Raw genomic sequence first — 19,760 nt, 5'->3', positions numbered from 1 at the left:
CGAACCGTCTCTCACACATAGTGTCGAGTGGGAGACGCGGGAGAAAAGGGGTCCAGATGCGTGAGGAACGCGTACCGAATCCGACGCTGACCGCATACCGGGAAACCACCTTCGTCGCCGGGCCCAGCACCCGCGTCGGGCTGATGGGCGCCCTGGTCCTGGGCAGCGTCATCCTCGTCTGGGCCGCCGAACGCGCCTCCCGCGAAGGCGACGACCACGGCTGGTTCATCGCCGTCTCGGTCGCCGGGCTGTTCGTGGCGCGCGGGCTCTACCTGCGCCGGCCCATCACGCTGCCCCACCTCACCGGCGCGGCCATGACCCTGGTCGTCTCCAACTTCGCCTACCGCACCGAGCATCCCGGGGTCGGATTCGCGTTCCTCTCGGTCAGCGGCGCGATCCTGGTGCTGCCACAGGGCAGCAAGCCGCAACCCGAACAGCTGCCCCGGGTGGCGGAACTGGTTCGGCGCAGCTCAGGGGATCCGCTCGCGCCGTTCGCGCTGCACTCGTCCAAGACCTACTTCTTCGGCGACGGGGGCTCCGCGGCGCTGGCCTACCGGGCCCGGCTCGGCATCGCCGTCGTCTCCGGCGACCCGCTCGGCGACCCCGCGCGGTTCCCGGACCTGCTCACCGAGTTCTCGCTGTTCGCGGGCAGCCACGGCTGGCGCATCGCGGTGCTCGGGGCGAGTCCCGAGGTCAGTGAGCTGTGGCAGCGGCGGGCCGTCGACCACCGCGGGCTGCGCGCCATCTCCGTGGGCCGCGACGTGGTCATCGACGTCGACCGCTACGACCTGGTGGGTCGTAAGTTCCGCAATCTGCGCCAGGCCGTGAGCCGCACCAAGAACTACGGCGTGACGACCGAGATCCTGCCCGAGGTCGCGCTCACCGAACCGCAGCGCCGAACCCTGCTGTCCATCGTCGACGAATGGGGGACCGGGAGGCAGACGCGTGGCTTCTCCATGATCCTCGACCACCTGCTCGACGGACGGCACCCCGGCATGCTGGTGGTGATGGCCCGCGACGCCGACGGACAGGTGGTCGGGTTCCAGCGCTACGGGACCTCCGGCAACGGCCAAGACCTCAGCCTGGACGTGCCGTGGCGGCGGCGCGACGCACCCAACGGACTCGACGAACGCATGATCGTGGACCTGGTGGACTACGCGCGCGACCATGGGATCAAGCGAATCTCGCTGGCGTTCGCGGCGTTTCCGGAGATCTTCGCCGAGAAGCACCGGTCGCGGACCATGCAGGCGGTGTATCTCGCGGTGCGCCTGGGGGATCCGCTGATCCGGCTGGAATCGCTGTACCGATTCCTGCGCAAGTTCAACGCTTTCGGCGATCAGCGGTACGTGCTGATCCGGTGGCGTGAGGTGCTGATCGCGGCGCTGGCACTGCTCTCCCTGGAGTTCGTGCCGCACCGCAGGCAGCACTGACCAACTCTCGGGGACGCGCGAGGGAACCCCTGAAACCCCATAAGCCCGCGGCCGTTGTCAGCTCAGGAAGTCGACCAGGGCCTTCGAGAACGCCGGGTCGGCGACGGCGGCGAGGTGGTCGCCCTTGACCACCACGCACTCCGCGTGGGGAAGGGCGGCGGCCAGGCGTTCGGGTTCGGCGGCCAGCGGGTCGGCGTCGCCCGCCAGCACCAGGGCCGGAACGGTGATGCCGATGAGGGATTCGATCGGGGCCTCGTTCAGGGCGGTCGCCACGGCGGCGATGGCCTCGCGGTCCGCGCCCAGCGCGTCGGCCAGCAGGCGGAACATGCTGGGCAGCCCCGTGACCGCCGTGGCGTCGCCGGACATGGCGGACACGATGTCCTGCGCCGCGATCACCCGCCAGTCGATGCCGCCGCAATCCACCACGCCCGACCCGATACCGCCGATCGCGAGCCGCTCCACCCGCTCGTCGGCGCTCGCCACCAGCAGCGAGATGATCCCGCCCATCGAGTAGCCGACCACCGCGACCCGATCCAGGCCCAGGTGGTCGAACAGCGCGCGCATATCGTCGGCCATGGCCTGCCACGAGTAGCGGGCCGGGTCGTGCGGCTTGTCCGAGCGCCCGTGGCCGCGCGCGTCCAGCGAGATCACGTGGTGGCCCGCCTGTTCCAGCGCCGCGACCACGCCCAGGCTCATCCAGTTGGCATTGGTATCGGCGACGATGCCGTGCTGCAACACCACCGGGACGCCCTCGCCCTCCCACACGCGGTAGTTGAGTTCGAGCCCGTCCCAGGTGGTGAATTTCGCCATGGCCGCGATGCTAGCGGCCGGGTCACGACCTTCGATCGGCATTCCCGGCCAGGAACCCGGCGTCAGCCCATCCGGGCCATGATCGCGCGCGGCAGCACCGGCATCACCAGACCCAGCACCCGCCACGGCCATTCGGGGACCGAGGCGCGCACGGTCTCGCGCTCGATGGCGGCGACCATCGATCGCACGCCCTTCTCCAGCGGCACAACCAGTTTCGCGTCCCCGGCCTTGGCGGACATGTCGGTGGCGATGAATCCCGGCTGCACCGTGGTGACCTTGATCGGGGTGCCGCGCAGCTCGATGGCCAGCCCCTCGCCCAGCGCGGTCACGCCCGCCTTGCTGGCCGCGTAGGCCGCCTTCTTGCCGGGCAGCCCGCGCACCGCGCTCATCGATGAGATGAGCACCAGGTGACCGGCGTGCTCGCGGCGGAAGATACCCATGGCGGCCTCGGCCTGGGCCAGGGCGCTCACGAAGTTCGTGGTGGCGGTGGCCAGATTGGCGTCGGCGCGGCCGGTGCCCAGGCGCGCGCCCTTGCCGATCCCGGCATTGACGATGATCCGGTCCAGCCCGCCGAGCTCCTCGCGCAACTCCTCGAACACCTTCGGGACGGCCGCGTGGTCGTCCACGTCCAGGCCGCGCACCGCGACCGTGATGCCCGGGTGCGCGGCCAGCAGCTCCGCGCGCAGCGCCTCCAGATTCGAGACCCGCCGGGCGCACAGCGCCAGATCGCGCCCGCGGCTCGCGAACGCGCGGGCCATCCCCGCGCCGAGTCCGGAGCTCGCGCCGGTGATGAGAATCCTCTGCCTGGTCATGCGCTCACCCTAGTGATCCGGCCGCGCCCGTGCGGGGTACCGGGACGAGCCGATACCTGGCACGAGCGCGGGCCCGACTATCCGAACGACCCGGTGTTGGGCCGTGCGGGCGTCAGGTGCCAGGCCCCGCAGTTCTGCGTCGAGAAGGCCACGTCGGTCGCCTTGATCTCCACCGTGATCGACCGCAGCCGGGTGAAGTCGCTGGCGATGATGTAGAAGTTCGGGTCCGCGTAGTCCTCGGGGGTCTGGACCTTCCACAGCCGCCGCCAGAAGCAGCCCGCGGGGGCCGGGTCCATCGTCCCGTCGCCGATATAGGTGCCCGGCTTGATATCCACATTGACCAAATAGGTGCCGTCGACGGTGATATCGGTGGCCGGTTCGGCCGCCGCAATTCCCGACGCCGCCATTGTCAGCGCGGAAGCGAATGCTCCCGTCGCTACGAGCGCGCCTGCACGCACGATGTTCCTCCCTGAGCAGTTCACTGCACCGCACGGTTCCCGTCGTACGGTGTTCGGGCGATCCCCGCATCTCCCGGGAGGGGTTTATCAGAAATTCCGGTCTGTTTTCGGGAAATCGGGCGATTTCGGGGAATTCACAAACATGCGATGCTCTTTCGGCCTCCAGCGCGATATTCAGTCATGGGAAGACTTCGCCCGGTCATGACCGGATGCGCCGGACAGTGCGCCCGGCTGTGTACCGACTCCGGACTGGCGGCTGTCCTCGCCGCCGATCGCGGCCTGCTGCACTGGCGGGCGATGAGTCGCCTCGGCGATCCGGGTCTGGCCGAACACGCCGTGCAGGAGACCCTGCTGCGGGCGTGGCGGGCCTGCGCCAGCTATGACCCCGACCGGGGCAGCGTGCGCACCTGGCTACTGACCATCGAGCGCAACGTGCTCACCGACATCGCCCGCTTCCGAGCCGCGCGCCCCGGTGACACCTGCTGGGACGAGATCGGCGAACAGGCCGAGAACCGATGCGCCCGGCCCGACTTCAGCGAAGCCCTGACCGACGGCCTGCTGGTCGCCGACCTGCTCGCGCAGCTGCCCGCCCCGCAGCGCGACGCCGTCGTCCAGGTCATCCTGTGCGACCGCGCCTACCAGGATGTGGCCGCCGACCTGGGCATTCCGGTCGGCACCGTGAAGACCCGGGTGCACTACGCGCTGCGATCCCTGCGGCGCGTACCGCTCAGCGCGTGAGCCGGTGAACCAACCGACCCCTCCCATACGTCGAACAAGCAGCGGCCGAATCGCATCGGTCCGGCCCCGAGCGAGGAGTTTCCGATGACCGACACCACCGCCGGCCCCGGCGGATTCCGCCTGGACCGCCGCACCGCGCTGGCCACCACCGCCGTCGCCGCCACCGCGCTCGCCGTGGTGGGCTGCGGAACCACATCCGACGGGCCCGCCTCCGCGGCGCCCAAAGCCGAGCCGGGCGGGCCGGATGCGAGACCCGCGAAGAAGCTGGACGTACTGGCCAATACCTCCGACGTGCCGGTCGGCGGGGGTCTGATCACCGGCGGCACCGTCATCACCCAGCCGTCCGCGGGGTCGTTCCTGGGCTTCTCGTCGGTCTGTACGCACCTGGGCTGCAACGTGAATTCGGTGTCCGGCGGCCTGATCCGATGCCCGTGCCACGGCAGCACCTTCAATCTGGACGGATCGGTCGCGAGCGGGCCCGCGCCGCGGGCGCTGGACGCCCGCGGCATTCGGGTCGACGGGGACCAGATCGTCTCGGCCTGATCAGCCGTTTCCGTCCATGCGGTTCGACGCCGAGGGGTTGCGTCGAGCCGCTCAGGCGCGTCGTCCGGGCGGGACACGCGGGGTGGGGGATAGTTGGCGCTGTGGTCGCTTGCCATTGCGCCCGGTAGTGCTCCGGATCAGGGCATTTCGGTCGTTTGACCACTGGTAACGGTTCCGTCACGACGCTTGCCAGGTAGTAACTGGTGTTGCAAGAGTGAACTGCTGGGTCTGGTGTTACTAGTGGGAAGGGAGGGGCGCTCCGCCCGAGCGCCGCCGCTTATGAAACGAAGCATCACCAAGTCCGGAATTTGCACGGTCGTCACCGCGGCGGCCATCACCACCGTGGCCGGGATAGTCCCGGTCGCCGCGCTGGCCGCGCCGGCGCTGCCCGAACTACCCCAGAAGCTGGCCGGGAAGACCATCTTCCTGGACCCGGGCCATCAGGGGCCCAATCACAGTCAGGACACCAACAAACAGGTCAGTGACGGTCGCGGCGGCACCAAGGCGTGCCAGACCACCGGCATGACCACGCTGCACGGCATCGCCGAGCACACCATCACCTGGAACGTCGCGCAGCTGGTCCGCACCTCGCTCGAGGGCCTGGGCGCGCACGTGGTCATGAGCCGCCCGGACGACACCGGCTGGGGCGGCTGCATCGACGACCGGGCCAAGGCCGCCAACGACTCCGGCGCGGACGTCGCCGTCAGCATCCACGCCGACAGCGGGCCCGCCGACGGCAAGGGCTTCCATCTCATCGTGCCGCAGCTGCCGGTCCCCGACGCCAAGGTCAACGAGGTGCAGTCCGGTGCGGGCCTGGCCGCCAGCAAGGCCATGCGCGACACCTACCTGCAGAGCGGGTATCAGGCCGCCACCTACAACGGCGCCGCCGAGGGACTCCAAACCCGTTCCGACGTCGCGGGTCCCGCGCTGACCCTGGTGCCGGACGTCTTCCTCGAAATGGGCAACGGCGCCAACGCCGAGGACGCCCAGCAGCTGGAAACCCCGGAGGGACAGCTCAAGCACGCGGTCACCATCACCACCGGGATCGCGTCCTATCTGCTCGGCGTGCCGGTGCCCGCAGCCACCGACAAGCCGGCGGAGCGGGCTGCCGAGCCGGGAACCCAGTCGGCGCAACAGCTTCCGGCGCAGGCTCCGGCTCCCGAGACGTCGCTGGTCCCGCAGACCGCGGTTCCGGTTCCCGAGGCCACTGTCCCGCAGGCTCCGGCCGTCGTGCCCGAGGCCGTGGCTCCACAGGCCCCGGCAGCGGTCCCGGAGCCGACTCCCGAAGCCGTTGCGCCGCAGGCTCCCGTGGCGGTAGTGCCGCAGGTTCCGGCATTCATCATTCCGGCGAAGGCTCCGCACTCGACGGCTCCGGCGGCTCCGGCGACTCCGGCGACTCCGGGGACGAGCCAGGCTCAGCCGGGGACGAGTCAGGCCCAGCCGGGGACGAGTCAGGCCCAGCCGGGGACGAGTCAGGCCCAGCCGGGGACGAGCCAGGCCCAGCCCGGACAGGCTCCGGCACTCCCGGCGCAGAACCCCGGGACGCCCGGTACCGCTCCGGCGCAACAGAATCCGGGACAGCAGCCGGGAGAGGCGGTGCTCGAGGAGGGGCTCCAGGTCTTCCAGCAGCTCGCCGATCAGTTCCTGAACAACTGGCAGCACGCGCAGACTCCGCCGCAGCCGGGTATCCAGCAGCGGACCGTGCCGCAGCCGGGAACCACCCAGCCGCAGAACGGAACTCAGCCGCCGGCCGCGCAGACCAAGCCCGCCACCCCGGCGGTGCGGGCGATCGCGGATCTGCGCGCACCGGTGCGGCAATCGCCGAGCACCCCTGGCGGTCAGGGGAATTCGGCGGCGCCGGGCGGCCTCGGGACGCAGTCGACCCCGGGCGCGCAGGCTCCCGGCACCGACAAGAACTCCAAGTCCGACAGTCTGGGCGCGGGGGGCCTGAGCTCGCTGGTGCAGATGGCGGTGAAGTTCTTCGGCCCGCTGGCCAAGATGCTCACCGGTGACTCGGGTCTGGGTGCGGACCTGATCAACCTGGCCTACAGCGTGGTCTCGGTGCTCAGCAATACGCTGTTCAGCTCGACCACCAAGTAGTCGAACAGATCGACGCGGATTCGCCCTCGCTCCGGATTCTCCGGTGCGGGGGCGATTCTCGTGGGTGGCGATCCTCGTGGGTACGGAGACCAGGCGTACCGGGTGGCCTCGGCTGCCGCGTTTCCGGCGAATGGGTGAGTTCGGGCAAACATCTCGCGATTGGAATGTGCGCGGCGGGTTTTCGTGATCGCCTGCCTGGACAACATGGTTGTCGCCGGTCAGCGGCGCACGTGCGGACAATCGCGTGTCCGGTGGTTGGCAAGCATCCGGCGCAGGAGTTGCATGAATTCGAGTCGAGTTCGACGGCCGGTGCGAAGGCTCGGCCCGATGGACTCGTCGAACGAGGTGGATCATGGCGTTCGGTGTGGGGCTGAGTATCGGCACGGTCAACACGGTCTGTTCCACGGCGGCCGATCGAACCGGAAAGCTGCCGCCCGGCCGTCGAGGCATTCCTCCGGCCACGTGGCGCACCACCCTCACCTTCGACAGTTCCGGGACCGCCCGCGTCGGTCGCATTCCCCGGCACGGCCGCGTCATCACGGACTTCGCCGATCTCGGCCAGCGCGGCGCGCCGATGGCGCGGGTCGGGCACCGGGCGCTCTCGGCCGCGGATCTGGTGGCCACCGTGGCCTACAGCGTGGTCGCGGAGGTGCTGGGCAAACCCCCGGCGGGGGCGCTGGACCACGGGCAGACCGGTATCGCGGTGACCCATCCGGCCGGTTACTCCGCCCCTCTGATCGCCGAACTGCGCACCGCCCTGGACGGGGTGGGCCTGGACCGGGCCGCCCTGGTGGCCGAGCCGATCGCGGCCGCGTCCTGGCTGGCCGCCGAGCGCGGGCCGCTCACACCGGGATTGGCGCTGGTCTACGACCTCGGCGGGGCGGGGCTGGACGTCACGCTGCTGCGCGTCGGCATGGGCGCGCCCAGCAACCCGATCGTCGGCATGCCGCTGCACTCGGCCGACTACGGCGGCCGGGCCTTCGGCGACCTGGTGGGGCGCACACTGCGGCGCACCGCGGGCTCGCCGGTGGTGCCGCGCGGGCTGTCGGACGCGGACTCCGGGGAACTGCGCGCCGGCCACATTCGCCGATCGCTCGCCCTGGTCTACAAGTGCCTCCGGATCGCGGACGTCACCATGGCCGATGTGGATCGGATCCTGGTGGTCGGCGGGGCCGCGCGACCGCCCGAGGTGGCCCAGGTGCTGGCCAAGGAGCTGGCCCGTCCCGTGGTCGTGTCCTCCGACCCGGAACGGACCATCGCCGACGGCGCGGCCATCGCTGCGCGTCAGAGGTTGCTGGCCCAGGAGTCGGCCAGCCATCGCCATCATCCGCTGACCGGACTCTTCCGGCGTGTCACGCGGGTGGCCGCGCTCTGACGGGGTCCGCGGCGCTCTGAAGTGATCATTTGTCCTGCTACTCGCGAGTTCGTCCGGGTACCGCGTGTGCAGGCGTGCTAACTCGTGCAAGCATCTTGCGAACTGTTGTTGACGCCTCTCCAGTTTGGTGTAACTATTGGGTACACATAACGCCACTGACTGGAGAGGTGACGACGATGTCTCCGACCACGACCCCCCTTGACGACCCCGTGGTTGCCGAAGCTCAGGAGTACGCCAACAAGCTGCTGCTGCTCTCGGAAGGGTCGGTGAACAAGCACTTCGACCCCTACGAGGACATCGACTGGGACAACCCGGACTTCGATTCCAACGCCCGCCCCGAGCGCTGGATCCTGCCGGAGTCCGCGGACCCGCTGGGCCGCCACGACTGGTACCAGTCGCTGACGGTGGAGCAGCAGATCGCGGTCGGCAAGTACCGCCAGGCCAATATCGCCAAGGTCGGCCTGCAGTTCGAGTCCATCTTGATCAGCGGCATGGTCAACCACACCTTCTCGCTGCCCAACGGTGACGCGGAATTCCGCTACTGCACCCACGAGATGGCCGAGGAACTCAACCACACCCTGATGTTCCAGGAGATGGTGAACCGCATCGGCGTGGACGTTCCGGGCATGGGCCCGCTCGTCCGCCAGCTGCGCCTGCTCGGCGTGCCCGTCGCGGTCGCCTTCCCGAACCTGTTCTTCATGGCCGTGCTCGCCGGCGAGGAGCCGATCGACCACATCCAGAAGCAGATCCTGCGCTCGGGCGAGGAAGTCCACCCGATCATGCGCGGCGTGATGAGCATCCACGTCGCCGAGGAAGCCCGCCACATCTCCTTCGCGCACGAGTTCCTCAAGCACCACGTGCCGGAGCGCAACGCGGCCGAGCGCTTCATCCTCTCGATCGCCATGCCCGTCATCATGTTCATCCTGGGCCGGTCCATCGCGACCCCGCCGAAGAAGTTCTTCCAGGAGTTCGACATCCCGGAGAACGTCCGCAAGGAGCTGTTCTACGGCTCCAAGGAGGCCAAGCGGGTCTTCGCCGACTACTTCATCGATGTGCGCGCCCTCGCCGACGAGATCGGTCTGATGAACCCGATCTCCAAGCGGGTCTGGAAGCTGCTCGGCATCTCCGGCCCGGCGTCGCGCTACCGCTCGGAGCCCATCCGCTCCGGCAAGGTCGCGTAGGAAGGGGACGTACAGTGCCGTACGTTGTCACTCAATCCTGTTGCAGCGACGCCTCGTGCGTCTACGCCTGCCCGGTCAACTGCATCCATCCGACTCCCGACGAGCCGGACTTCCTGACCGCGGAAATGCTCTACGTCGACCCGCAGGCCTGTGTGGACTGCGGGGCGTGCGCGACCGCCTGCCCGGTGGACGCCATCACCTCGTCGAAGAAGCTGACCGCGGAGCAGCTGCCGTTCATCGAGATCAACGCCGACTTCTACCGGCAGGAACGGCCGCGGCCGCTGCTGGCCATGCCGATTCCCGCGGCCGAGGTCAAGCCCGGCCGGGAACCCTTGCGGGTGGCCGTGATCGGCTCCGGACCCTCGGCCATGTACGCCGCCGACGAGCTGCTCACCCAGCCCGGCGTGTCGGTGACCGTGTTCGACAAGGTGACCACGCCCTACGGTCTGGCCCGCTTCGGCGTCGCGCCCGACCACACCAAGACCCGCCAGGTCGGCGAGCTGTTCGACGTGATCTCCGCGCAGCCCGGCTTCGGCTCGTACCTGAACGTCAATGTGGGCGAGCACGTTTCGCACGAGGAACTGCTGGCGCACCACCACGCGGTGATCTACGCCGTCGGCGCGTCCTCGGACCGCAAGCTCGGGATCCCGGGTGAGGGGCTGCCCGGCAGCACCTCCGCCACCGACTTCGTGGCCTGGTACAACGGCCACCCCGACCAGGCGGGCCGGTTCTTCGACCTGTCGGCGCGGCGCGCGGTGATCGTGGGCAACGGCAATGTGGCGCTGGACGTGGCGCGCATCCTGACCACCGATCCGGAACTGCTGGCCGGCACCGACGTGTCGCAGCGGGCGCTGAACACGCTGCGGCGCAGCAATATCGAAGAGGTCGTGATTCTCGGGCGGCGCGGACCGGCCGAATCCGCCTTCACCGTGCCGGAATTCGTGGGCCTGCTGGGCGCCGATGTCGGCATCGTGGTGGAGGGCGAGCTGCCGCCGATCGTCGAGGGCATGTCGCAGAAGGTCGAGCACAAGCTGAAGCTGTTGCACGGCTTGGCTGATCGGCCGGTGGGCGGGCGCAAGCGGATCGTGTTCCGATACCTGTCGGCGCCGGTGACCATCGCGGGCGTGGACCGGGTGACCGGGGTCGAGGTGGTGCGCAACGAGCTCGTCACCGGCGACAACGGTGCGGTGCACGCGGTTCCGACCGAGGACCTCGAGACCCTCGACGCCGGACTGGTGCTGACCTCGGTGGGTTACCGCGGTGTGGCGCTGCCGGGCGTGCCGTTCGACGAGCGGGCCGGGATCATCCCGAACCTGGACGGACGGGTGCTCGAGGAGTCCGGCGGCGCGGTGGTGGCCGGCGTGTACGTGACCGGCTGGATCAAGCGCGGCCCGACCGGGTTCATCGGGACCAACAAGTCCTGCGCGCAGCAGACGGTGCGCCAGCTGGTGGACGACTTCAATGCCGGGCGGCTGACCCGGCCCGCCCGCGGCGCGGGCGATTTCGACCGGCTCGTCGGTGAGCGGCAGCCGCACGCCATCCGTGGCGGCGCGGTCAATCGGCCCCGGCGCAAGCTGCCCCTGATGGTACGTCGCTGACCCCACCCCTGTCGGCGTCGTTCCTTGGAAGGCCGCTGTACGCAACCCCTGTGCGTGCGGCGGCCTTCGTCATGTCCGGGCCCGCCGGGCGGTCCACCGCGACTTTTTGTGCCGGGCAACGTATCCGGTGTCGGCGCGGCTGCGAATCTCGGGGGTCTGTGTGAACGCGGGCCGACGCTGTCGAGTCCGCTGTACCGATGGTGTTGTGCGAGTTGTAATACCGCGTTTGCTTGCAGCGACATCTCCGGTAGTAGAGAAGATTTCGTCGTGAATCACGGACGGCATGGCGGCCCGCGTGGGGTATTCGGGGTCAGCTACCGACCAGTGATCGGTAATCCGCACTTCCGTACTGACGATGCGGTTTTGTTTTTCGGACACTACTCGCCTACCGGTCGGTATGAATTTAATGTTCGCTGTGGTGTAGCCACCGCCAAAGACTGTTCGGTTGTCTTTGCGGGGTCGTTGGATTTGATCTTGCTACGGCGGTTTCCTGACCAGTAGATTCGCCAACTTCGCTACTGGACGCGAAATCTTTTCTCCCGATTCGATATTCAATGCCCGCAAACGCCAGCTAACCTGAACGCGCTGTTTGGAAAACGACCGCGACCACATGGTTGGTACGCCTGATGGGCCGTGGTCTCGGTGCGTTGACGGGATAGCAATGACAGTTGGCTTTGGCATGAGCATCGGTACAGTGAACTCTGTATGGGCCACCACGGCCGGTGAAAGGAACCGACCAGCCGTGCGGGTTCGTCGGACCGCTGTCACCTTCGACAGCGCCGGCGGCCCGCAGATCGGGGGGATTCCCCGGTTCGCGCCGGTGGTCACCGACTTCGCCGACCTCACGGCCGATCCCGACCCGGTGGTCATCGGGGGCCGTATCTGGTCGCCCGCGGACCTCATCGCGGCGGTGGTGAACGGGCTGATCGAATCCCATGCGCCCGAAGCGCCCGCCGTAACCACGTATCCCGCTTGCTATTCGGACAAACTCGTCACCCGCATTCGGCGGGCGCTGGACTGGTCCGGCGCGGCGGACGTCACCCTGATGCCCGAACCGGTCGCCGCCGTCGAATGGCTCGACGAGGAATACGGCCTCTCCGAGAACGGGATCACCCTGGTCTACGACCTCGGCGGCAACAGCCTCGACCTGGCCGTGGTGCGCACCGAATCCGAGGTGGAGGAGCGCGGCATCCTCGGCCGCGCCGAACGGTCGTACGACTTCGGCGGGCGGCCGCTGGGCGCGCTGCTGGCCAAGTACGCGCGCAGCATCGCGCCCGGCGCGACCGAGCCCGTGTCGGCCGTGGTGCCCGCCTCCGACACGAACCGGCTGCGCAGCTGGCATATTCGCAATTCGCTACGCCTGGTCCGGTCCGTCGTGCACCGGGCCGGGCTGCACATGGAGGAGATCGACCGGGTGCTGCTGATCGGCGGCGCGGCCCGGCCCCCCGAGGTGGCGCGCGTGCTGTCCGATCTGGGCCGCCCGGTCGTCATGTCGCCCGATCCCGCGCACACCGCCGCCGTCGGCGCGGCCATCGCCGCCTTTCGTAGCGTCGATACCGGTTCCGCCATCGGGCGCTACGCCCCTCGCGCCGCCGTGATCTCCGGCGCGGCAGTCGCTTCCGCGCTGGCCATGTCCGCCGCCACCGTGCTCGGCGGACCCGTCGCCGGGCCGCCCGGACTGCAGGCCGCCCCCGAACCCACCGACCCGCCCGCCGGCGCCTCGGCCCCCGGCGGCGGGGACGTCATGGTGCTCGACGACGCCGCCGCCCCGGCGGGCACCCGCTCCCACGCCGTCGCCACCGTCGCCGCCGTGCGCAGCTACGCGCCGCAGGCCCCGACGGTCACCTCCACCTGGTACAACGGCCGCCCCGTCGACACCACCGGCGGCGGCAGCCACTGCGAGACCCGCGCCCTGACCCTGACCAATCCCGCTGTCACCTACGCGAACCCGGCCCAGTTCACCAATCCGCTCCCGTTCCAGAACCCCGTCCTCGCGGGCTGGACCGTCGGCGGCTACGTCGGCCAGACCCCCAAAGTCAGCATCCCCGGCGCGCCGTCCGGAACCCTCCCCGGCACAACCCAACCCGGCACAACCCAACCCGGCACAACCCAACCCGGCACAACCCAACCCGGGACGACACAGCCGGGCACCGGCCAGCCGGGCACGACACAGCCCGGCGGAACCCAGCCCGGCGCAGGTCAACCCGGTAATGGCCAGCCCGGCGCGAGCGATCCCGGTGCGGGCCAGCCGGGTTCGGGCCAGCCCGGCGGCACGACTCCCGGCGGCGCCACGGGCGGCAACGGTGGCGGCACTGGAACCCCCGGCGCCTCGACGCCCGGCGGAACCGACGGAACCACCACGGGTGGTACGACATCCGGCGGTGGTGCCTCGGCCGGGGGCGGCGCGACCGGCGACCCCGCAGGCGCGAACACCGGTGGTGCCTCACCCGGCTCCAACGGTGGAGGCTCGAATCCCGGTGGCTCGAATCCGGGCGGTTCCAACCCCGGTGGTTCCAACGTGGGCGGCTCGAACTCGGGTGGTTCCAATCCTGGTGGGTCGAATCCGGGTGGTTCCAATCCTGGTGGTTCCAACGTGGGCGGCTCGAACTCGGGTGGTTCCAATCCTGGTGGGTCGAACCCGGGTGGTTCCAACCCCGGTGGCTCCAATGCTGGTGGCTCGAACCCCGGTGGTTCCGACCAGGGCGGTTCGAAGCCCGGCGGGGCCGATGGTGGCGCTGGAACCGGCGGTGGCACAGCATCTCCCGGCGGCTCGAAACCCGGCGGCTCTCAGGGTGGCGCGATCGGTGGCGGTTCCCAGGGCGGCGGCTCATCCAAGGGCGGCGCGGGCGGTTCTTCGATTGGCGGCAGCCACGGTGGCGGCATGGGCGGCGGAGCCGGTGGCGGTATGGGCGGCGGCGGTGGGGCCGGCGGCGGCAAGGGTGGTGGTGGCGGTGGCAAACACTGACCCCTTGCGGCAGTGCGCTTCCCGCCCGCTCGGGCAGGGCTCGGCGCGGGCGTCGGATCGATCGCGGGCCTCGGGCCCGCGAGGTCCGGCACGGCCCGCCGGATCGTCGTCGTTGGCGGCGTTGGCTTTCGGTCTGGCTCTCACCAGGCGCGTTGTCCCGCGCGCCGGTGGGGGTGGCGGGGGAGATCGGGCGGTGGCGTCCCACCATTCGCCGGCTTCCCACGGTGACGCAGGCGGGGGCGGGACCGACCAGCCCGCCCCGCCTCGTCCCGTCGAGTGAGGGGAATCCCTCCCGTGGACCGGTGTCAGGGGAGCGGGGATCTGCGGGCTTCGCTGCCTTGACACCAGAGTGACCGGCCCACCACGCGTTCCAGTGCCCGGACGCGGTGGTGGGCCTGTCGCGTGCGCGGCGGTCAGCGGGCGGTGAAGCCGCCGTCGACGGCGAGCGCCGCGCCGGTGATGAACGACGCCTCGTCGCTGAGGAGATAGGCGCAGAAGGCGGCGATCTCGTCGGGACGGGCGATACGGCCCAGTGGGTGCAGGGCGGCGATGGCGGCCTCGCCTTCGGGGGTGGCGCCCATGGAATTCCGGAAGGCGGGGGTGTCGACCGCGCCCGAGACCAGGGCATTGACCCGGATGGACTGGTCCGCTGCTTCCAGGGCGACGGCGCGGGTCAGGCCCACCACCCCGTGTTTGGCGGCCACATACGGCGCGACCTGTGCCATCCCGACCACCCCCAGGTTGGAGGCGTTGTTGAGGATCGCGCCCCCGCCGGTGGCCGCGAGCGCCGGAACCTGGTGGCGCAGGCCGTGATAGACGGCGGTCAGGTTCAGTTCGAGGTCGGCGCGCCAGCCCGCCTCGTCGATGTCCTGCACCGGGCCGAAGGCGTTGACCGCGCCCGCGTTGTTGAAAGCCCCGTCCAGGCGGCCGAATTCGGTGATCGCCGCGGCGGTGAGCCGTTCCACGTCGGCGTCGACGGTGACGTCGGTGGGCACGAACAGCGCCCGTCCGCCGCCGGCGCGGATCTCCTCGGCCATGCGGTCACCGGCTTCCTTGCCGCGCGCGCCGAGCACGACGGCCCCGCCCTCGGCGGCGATCCGCCGAGCCACGGCCGCACCGACTCCCGAGGTGGCACCGGTGATCAGGACGACCTTGGATTCGAACCGGGTCATGACTGCGTCTCCTTGCGGTAGAGCGGATTTCGTTGACATGTCATAGTCAACGCCGCGCGGGGACCGGCCGCTGGCGGAAAACGGCCGTCACGCTTGATGTGTCATGTATTGGGAAATCAGGCGGGCGCGAGCAGATCGGGCAGCTCGTCGAGGCTGTCGATGACCGTCGCCCGGGCCGCGTCCGGCAGCTCCGCGGTCAGATAGCCCCACGGCCCGCGGCGGATCAGTACCGGCCGCATGCCCGCCGCCAGCACCGGCAGCACATCGTTGTCGACGCGGTCGCCGACGTAGCAGATCTCGCCGGGCTCGACCCCCGCCACCTCGGCGACCTTGGCGAAGAACTTGGGATCCGGCTTCTCCAGCTCCCATTCGGCCGAGGTGTAGACCGCGTCCACCGGCAGGTCCATGCGCTCGATCGCCGACTTCGCCTGCGGCGGCTGGTTTCCCGCGATGATCACGGTGATCCCGCGCCGCCGCAGTTCGCGCAGCGCGCGGTGCACGTCGGGGTAGAGATCGTCGGCGTCGAAGTTGTTGCGCAGGCTCGCGGGTTCCTCGGCGGCCCAGGCCACTTGTTCGGCGTCCAGGTCGAGGTCGGGCCGGAACAGGGCGAAGGCGTCGGTGAGGGGACGTCCGGTGGCCGCCATACCGCCGATGACGCCGAGGAACGCGAAGCGGGGCACGCCGAGCCGGTCGGCCCAGCGGCACCAGATGCGCGTCTCGTCGATCAGCGTCTCGCCCACATCGAATACCGCAGCCTTGATCATTCGCCCAGCGTATCGGGCGGGGGATCAGCGCCGGGCGTTGAGGAAGCCGATGGCGGTCGCGCCCCACCAGCAGACCTGCGACGCCATCCCCGTGGCCGCGCCCCACGTCAGCAGCCGCGCGGTCAGGGGAGTGTCGCCGCGCGCGGTGAGTCTGTGATTGAGCGAGTAGGCCTGAATTCCATTGAGCGTCAGCGCCAGGACCAGCGCCAGCTTGGTGCGGGTCATGGTGGACGAGAGGTCGGGTTCCAGCACGCAGCCGCTGGCCACCAGTCCGGCCAGGCCCAGCCAGATGGGGACGTGCAGACGGCTCACCGCGCGCAGCGCCGACGCGAGGTCGAGACGGCCCGCGGCCCAACGCAGTACGAACGAGTCGGCGGTGAGGACGCCGCCGAATCCCACCACCAGCGAGGCGAGGTGGACGAACACGCCGCCGTGGTGGACGGCCGGGCTCGCGGTGACGTGCGCGGCGATCCAAAGGGCGGCGGTCAGCGTGCCGGTGGCCAGCAGCGCGTACGCGGCGGTGATGCCCCAGGAATCGTGCGGGATGCCCGTCGTCCCGGTGTGCTGCCGGGTGCCGCTGATCTGGAGCATATCGAGCCTTCTATTAGGTAAGGAAATCCTAATTTACTGATCCCGTCGGCGTGGTGGCAAGTCCACAACGATCACGCCACGGTCGATGTCGGGCACACTGGGGTGAGTTGTGCGCACAGGAGGGGAAGCCTGATGGACGCCAGAATCCGGGGGACGGTCATGCCGGTGCTCGAGGTCGCCCTCGACCCCGGCGACAGCCTCGTCGCCGAAGCGGGCCAGCTGTCGTGGATGACCGAGAGCATCCGCCTCAACACCTCCACCCGCGCCGCGGCCGGCGGCGTCTTCGGCGCGGTCCGCCGGGCCATGGCCGGGGCGGGCCTGTTCATGACCGAATACACCGCGCACCGCCGGTCGGGCAGCGTGTCCTTCGCGGCGAAACTCCCCGGCCAGATCCTGCCCGTGCAGATCGGAAAGGACCGCGAATACCTGGTCCACCGGCACGGATTCCTCTGCGCCGCAGGCGATGTCCGGGTGGCCCTGAGTTTCCAGCGGCGCCTGGGCGCGGGCATCTTCGGCGGCAGCGGATTCACCCTGCAGCGGCTCAGCGGCGAGGGCTACGCCTGGGTGGAGCTCTCCGGCGAGGTCATCACCTACGACCTGGCCCCGGGCGAGACCCTGCGCGTCCACCCCGGCCACGTCGGATTGTTCGACGCCTCGGTCGATTTCGACATCACCATGATGAAGGGCATCCGCAACGTCCTCTTCGGCGGCGACGGCCTGTTCCTCGCCGCCCTCACCGGCCCCGGCCGCGTCTGGCTGCAATCGCTCACCATCACCAACCTCGCCCACTCCCTCATCCCGTACCTGCCGTTCCCCGAACCCGGAAACCAGGCCCGTTGAATCAGAAAGGCGCCACCGTCGACTGACGGTGCGGGACAGCGGGTTCGGTCAGGCAGTGAGTTCGAGCGGCAGGGCGGCGGTGGCGTAGCGGTCCAGCGCCACTTCGGCCAGTAGCGGGTGCGCGCCGATCGTCTCGGCGTGCCGGACCAGCGGTAGCGTGTCGCGCAGGCGGTCGGTCAGCAGGCCCGGGGCCAGGAACCAGGGGGCGACCAGGATGCGCTCGGCGCCGCGTGACCGCAGGCGGGCGAAGGCCTTGTCGACCGTGGGTTGCGTGGTGGCGAAACAGATTTCGGTGTCCCAGCCGGTCATGGCGGTGAGCAGTCGCGCCACGTCACCGGTGCGGGTGTTGGCGATCGCGGACGTCGAGCCGACGGCGGCGACGGCGATGCCCCAGCGCGGACCGGCCGTCCGGCGCAGCCGCCCGGTCGAGGCGTCGCTGACGGCGGCGGGCCGGAAGCCGGTGCCCGCGGCCATAGCCGCCGCGATGCGATCGCGCAGGGCGATGATCAGATGCGGATCTGGACCCAGCACCTCGGCCTGGGTCAGCCGCAGCTGCGGATGCCGGTCGCGGGCGGCGTCCAGCAGGCCGGGCAGATCCACCCGCGCGTGAAACGCGTTGCCCAGCAGCAACGGCACCACCACGGCGTGCGCATGCCCAGCGGCCGCAACGGCATCGATGACCTGATCCACCGACGGCGTGCTCAGATCCAGGAACGCCAGCCGCACATCGAGATCCGGCCGCTGCGCCGCGATCCGCGCCACCACGTCCCGCATGGTCGCGGCCGAGCGAGGGTCACGGCTCCCGTGCGCTACCGCGATCAGCGCGGGCGCGTGCTCGAGGCGGAAAGGCGAAGCCGCCCCGCCGCGCACGGTCAACATGGCGCCCACCGCCGAACCGGTCGCGATGCGCGATGCCGGACCATCGGCTGTGGGCCCGGGCGCACCGGGCACGGTGTGGAGCGCCGAACCGGGTCCGGTGTGCGGGGCCGGGCCGGGCACGGTCCGTTGGGCCGGGCCGAGGGTGTCGTGCGGGGCCGAACCGCCCGGCGAGACGGCCGGAACTGCGCCGTTGCCGGGCGGATTCATATCAGGCTCCGACTTCGACCGCGGTCAGCGCGTCGCCGACCAGGCCCGCGGCCAGGGTGTTGCCGCCCGCGGGATCGATCAGCAGGAACGAGCCGGTGTGGCGGTTGACGCTGTAGTCGTCGGCCACGATCGGGTCGGCCACGCGCACCGAGATGCGGCCGATGTCGTTGAGCGACAGCGACTCCGGGTTGGGGTCGGCGGCCAGGTGCTGCTCGTCGAACCGCTCGATGAGCGCGCCGACGATGGCCTGGGTGGTGCGGGTGCCGTGCTTGAGCAGCAGGCGCGCGCCCGGGCGCAGCGGCTTGTCGCCGAGCCAGCAGACGGTGGCGTCGAAGGCGTCGATCGGCTCGGGAGCGCCCTCGGCGGCGGCGATCACGTCACCGCGCGAGACGTCCACGTCGTCGGCCAGCACCAGGGTGACGCTGCGGCCCGGCTGCGCCGAGGCGAGTTCACCATTGGGGGTGTCGATGCGCTCGACGGTGGTGCGGGTGCCGGAGGGCAGCACCACGACCTCGTCGCCCTTGGACACCAGGCCCGCCGCGACCTGACCCGCGTAGCCACGGTAGTCGGGGTATTCGGCGGTGCGGGGCCGGATCACGTACTGCACCGGGAAGCGCAGCCCGATCTCGTGGCGGCCGTGCACGTCCGCGTCCACCGGCACCGACTCCAGGTGCTCGATGAGCGAGGGACCGGTGTAGTACGGGGTGTTCTCCGAGCGCGAGGCGACATTGTCGCCGTGCAGCGCCGAGACCGGGATCTCCTGGATGTCCTCGGGAGCCCAGCCGAGTTTGGCGGTCAGCTCACCGAATTCGGAGGTGATCTTCTCGAAGACGCCGGCCGGATCGTCCACCAGGTCGATCTTGTTGACGGCCAGCACCAGCTTCGGCACGCCCAGCAGCGCCATGACGGCGGCGTGGCGGCGGGTCTGCTCGATGACACCCTTGCGGGCGTCGACCAGCAGGATCACCAGCTGCGCCGTCGACGCGCCCGACACGGTGTTGCGGGTGTACTGGACGTGGCCCGGGGTGTCGGCGAGCACGAAAGACCGCTGGGGCGTGGCGAAGTAGCGGTACGCCACGTCGATGGTGATGCCCTGCTCGCGCTCGGCGCGCAGGCCGTCCACCAGCAGCGACAGGTCCGGAGTCGACAGACCCTTGTCGACCGACGCGCGGGTGACGGCGTCGATCTGGTCCGCGAGCACGGACTTCGTGTCGTACAGCAGCCGGCCGACCAGGGTGGACTTGCCGTCGTCGACCGATCCGGCGGTGGCCAGTCTCAACAGGTCGGACATCAGAAG

General features: G+C 70.1%; 17 protein-coding genes. 9 read left to right on the top strand and 8 right to left on the bottom strand.

Annotated features, from left to right (window positions below):
- Positions 1-56: 56 nt before the first annotated feature.
- Positions 57-1,430 carry a bifunctional lysylphosphatidylglycerol flippase/synthetase MprF gene (locus ACQPYY_RS25620; RefSeq protein WP_433591282.1) on the top strand — a complete coding sequence of 458 codons (1,374 nt, stop codon included), beginning with the start codon at positions 57-59 and terminating at the stop codon, positions 1,428-1,430.
- 57 nt (positions 1,431-1,487) lie between these two features.
- Here the strand turns inward: ACQPYY_RS25620 and ACQPYY_RS25615 are convergent, their stop codons facing one another.
- The 3 genes from ACQPYY_RS25615 to ACQPYY_RS25605 form a co-directional block, all read right to left on the bottom strand.
- Complete coding sequence (locus ACQPYY_RS25615) at positions 1,488-2,240, bottom strand: alpha/beta fold hydrolase (RefSeq protein ID WP_433591281.1); 753 nt, start codon at positions 2,238-2,240, stop codon at positions 1,488-1,490.
- Between the two features lie 62 nt (positions 2,241-2,302).
- Positions 2,303-3,052, bottom strand: coding sequence for an SDR family oxidoreductase (locus ACQPYY_RS25610; protein WP_379094884.1), 750 nt, complete (start codon positions 3,050-3,052; stop codon positions 2,303-2,305).
- Positions 3,053-3,129: 77 nt separating this feature from the next.
- Positions 3,130-3,510: a hypothetical protein gene (locus ACQPYY_RS25605; RefSeq protein WP_379094887.1), complete on the bottom strand. Its 381-nt coding sequence runs from the start codon at positions 3,508-3,510 to the stop codon at positions 3,130-3,132.
- Positions 3,511-3,711: 201 nt separating this feature from the next.
- Here ACQPYY_RS25605 and ACQPYY_RS25600 point away from each other — a divergent pair, with 201 nt between their 5' ends.
- The 7 genes from ACQPYY_RS25600 to ACQPYY_RS25570 all read left to right on the top strand — a co-directional run bounded on the left by ACQPYY_RS25600 (position 3,712) and on the right by ACQPYY_RS25570 (position 14,010).
- Positions 3,712-4,248 (top strand): sigma-70 family RNA polymerase sigma factor, encoded by a 537-nt coding sequence (locus ACQPYY_RS25600; RefSeq protein ID WP_433591280.1) that lies wholly within the window; start codon positions 3,712-3,714, stop codon positions 4,246-4,248.
- Positions 4,249-4,332: 84 nt separating this feature from the next.
- Positions 4,333-4,791: a ubiquinol-cytochrome c reductase iron-sulfur subunit gene (locus tag ACQPYY_RS25595; protein WP_433591279.1), complete on the top strand. Its 459-nt coding sequence runs from the start codon at positions 4,333-4,335 to the stop codon at positions 4,789-4,791.
- Positions 4,792-5,070: 279 nt separating this feature from the next.
- Positions 5,071-6,891: an N-acetylmuramoyl-L-alanine amidase gene (locus ACQPYY_RS25590; RefSeq protein ID WP_433591278.1), complete on the top strand. Its 1,821-nt coding sequence runs from the start codon at positions 5,071-5,073 to the stop codon at positions 6,889-6,891.
- Between the two features lie 352 nt (positions 6,892-7,243).
- Positions 7,244-8,266, top strand: a complete 1,023-nt coding sequence (locus tag ACQPYY_RS25585; protein ID WP_433591277.1) for an Hsp70 family protein — start codon at positions 7,244-7,246, stop codon at positions 8,264-8,266.
- Between the two features lie 176 nt (positions 8,267-8,442).
- The gene (locus ACQPYY_RS25580; RefSeq protein ID WP_433591276.1) at positions 8,443-9,447 is read left to right on the top strand and encodes an AurF N-oxygenase family protein; all 1,005 of its coding nucleotides are present in this window, start codon (positions 8,443-8,445) and stop codon (positions 9,445-9,447) included.
- Positions 9,448-9,461: 14 nt separating this feature from the next.
- Complete coding sequence (locus tag ACQPYY_RS25575; protein ID WP_433591275.1) at positions 9,462-11,045, top strand: FAD-dependent oxidoreductase; 1,584 nt, start codon at positions 9,462-9,464, stop codon at positions 11,043-11,045.
- 742 nt (positions 11,046-11,787) lie between these two features.
- Positions 11,788-14,010, top strand: coding sequence for an Hsp70 family protein (locus ACQPYY_RS25570; RefSeq protein ID WP_433591274.1), 2,223 nt, complete (start codon positions 11,788-11,790; stop codon positions 14,008-14,010).
- 413 nt (positions 14,011-14,423) lie between these two features.
- Here ACQPYY_RS25570 and ACQPYY_RS25565 read toward each other — a convergent pair whose 3' ends face one another.
- From ACQPYY_RS25565 to ACQPYY_RS25555, 3 genes are all read right to left on the bottom strand, one after another.
- Positions 14,424-15,182, bottom strand: a complete 759-nt coding sequence (locus ACQPYY_RS25565) for an SDR family NAD(P)-dependent oxidoreductase (RefSeq protein ID WP_433591273.1) — start codon at positions 15,180-15,182, stop codon at positions 14,424-14,426.
- 116 nt (positions 15,183-15,298) lie between these two features.
- Positions 15,299-15,946: an HAD family hydrolase gene (locus ACQPYY_RS25560; protein WP_379094913.1), complete on the bottom strand. Its 648-nt coding sequence runs from the start codon at positions 15,944-15,946 to the stop codon at positions 15,299-15,301.
- A gap of 24 nt (positions 15,947-15,970) precedes the next feature.
- Positions 15,971-16,537, bottom strand: coding sequence for a hypothetical protein (locus ACQPYY_RS25555; RefSeq protein ID WP_433591272.1), 567 nt, complete (start codon positions 16,535-16,537; stop codon positions 15,971-15,973).
- A gap of 132 nt (positions 16,538-16,669) precedes the next feature.
- Between ACQPYY_RS25555 and ACQPYY_RS25550 the strand changes: the two genes are divergently transcribed.
- Positions 16,670-17,377 carry a TIGR00266 family protein gene (locus ACQPYY_RS25550; protein WP_379094918.1) on the top strand — a complete coding sequence of 236 codons (708 nt, stop codon included), beginning with the start codon at positions 16,670-16,672 and terminating at the stop codon, positions 17,375-17,377.
- Positions 17,378-17,425: 48 nt separating this feature from the next.
- Here ACQPYY_RS25550 and ACQPYY_RS25545 read toward each other — a convergent pair whose 3' ends face one another.
- Together ACQPYY_RS25545 and ACQPYY_RS25540 are read right to left on the bottom strand one after the other, a co-directional pair.
- Positions 17,426-18,256 (bottom strand): sirohydrochlorin chelatase, encoded by an 831-nt coding sequence (locus tag ACQPYY_RS25545; protein ID WP_433594729.1) that lies wholly within the window; start codon positions 18,254-18,256, stop codon positions 17,426-17,428.
- A 208-nt stretch (positions 18,257-18,464) separates the two neighbouring features.
- Positions 18,465-19,754 (bottom strand): sulfate adenylyltransferase subunit 1, encoded by a 1,290-nt coding sequence (locus ACQPYY_RS25540; protein ID WP_357086251.1) that lies wholly within the window; start codon positions 19,752-19,754, stop codon positions 18,465-18,467.
- Between the last annotated feature and the right edge of the window lie 6 nt (positions 19,755-19,760).

It is taken from the genome of Nocardia sp. CA-145437, assembly GCF_050956485.1.
Taxonomy (GTDB): Bacteria; Actinomycetota; Actinomycetes; order Mycobacteriales; family Mycobacteriaceae; genus Nocardia.
The sequence above is the reverse complement of the archived record's forward strand: the minus strand, read 5'-3'. Positions and strand labels throughout refer to the sequence as shown.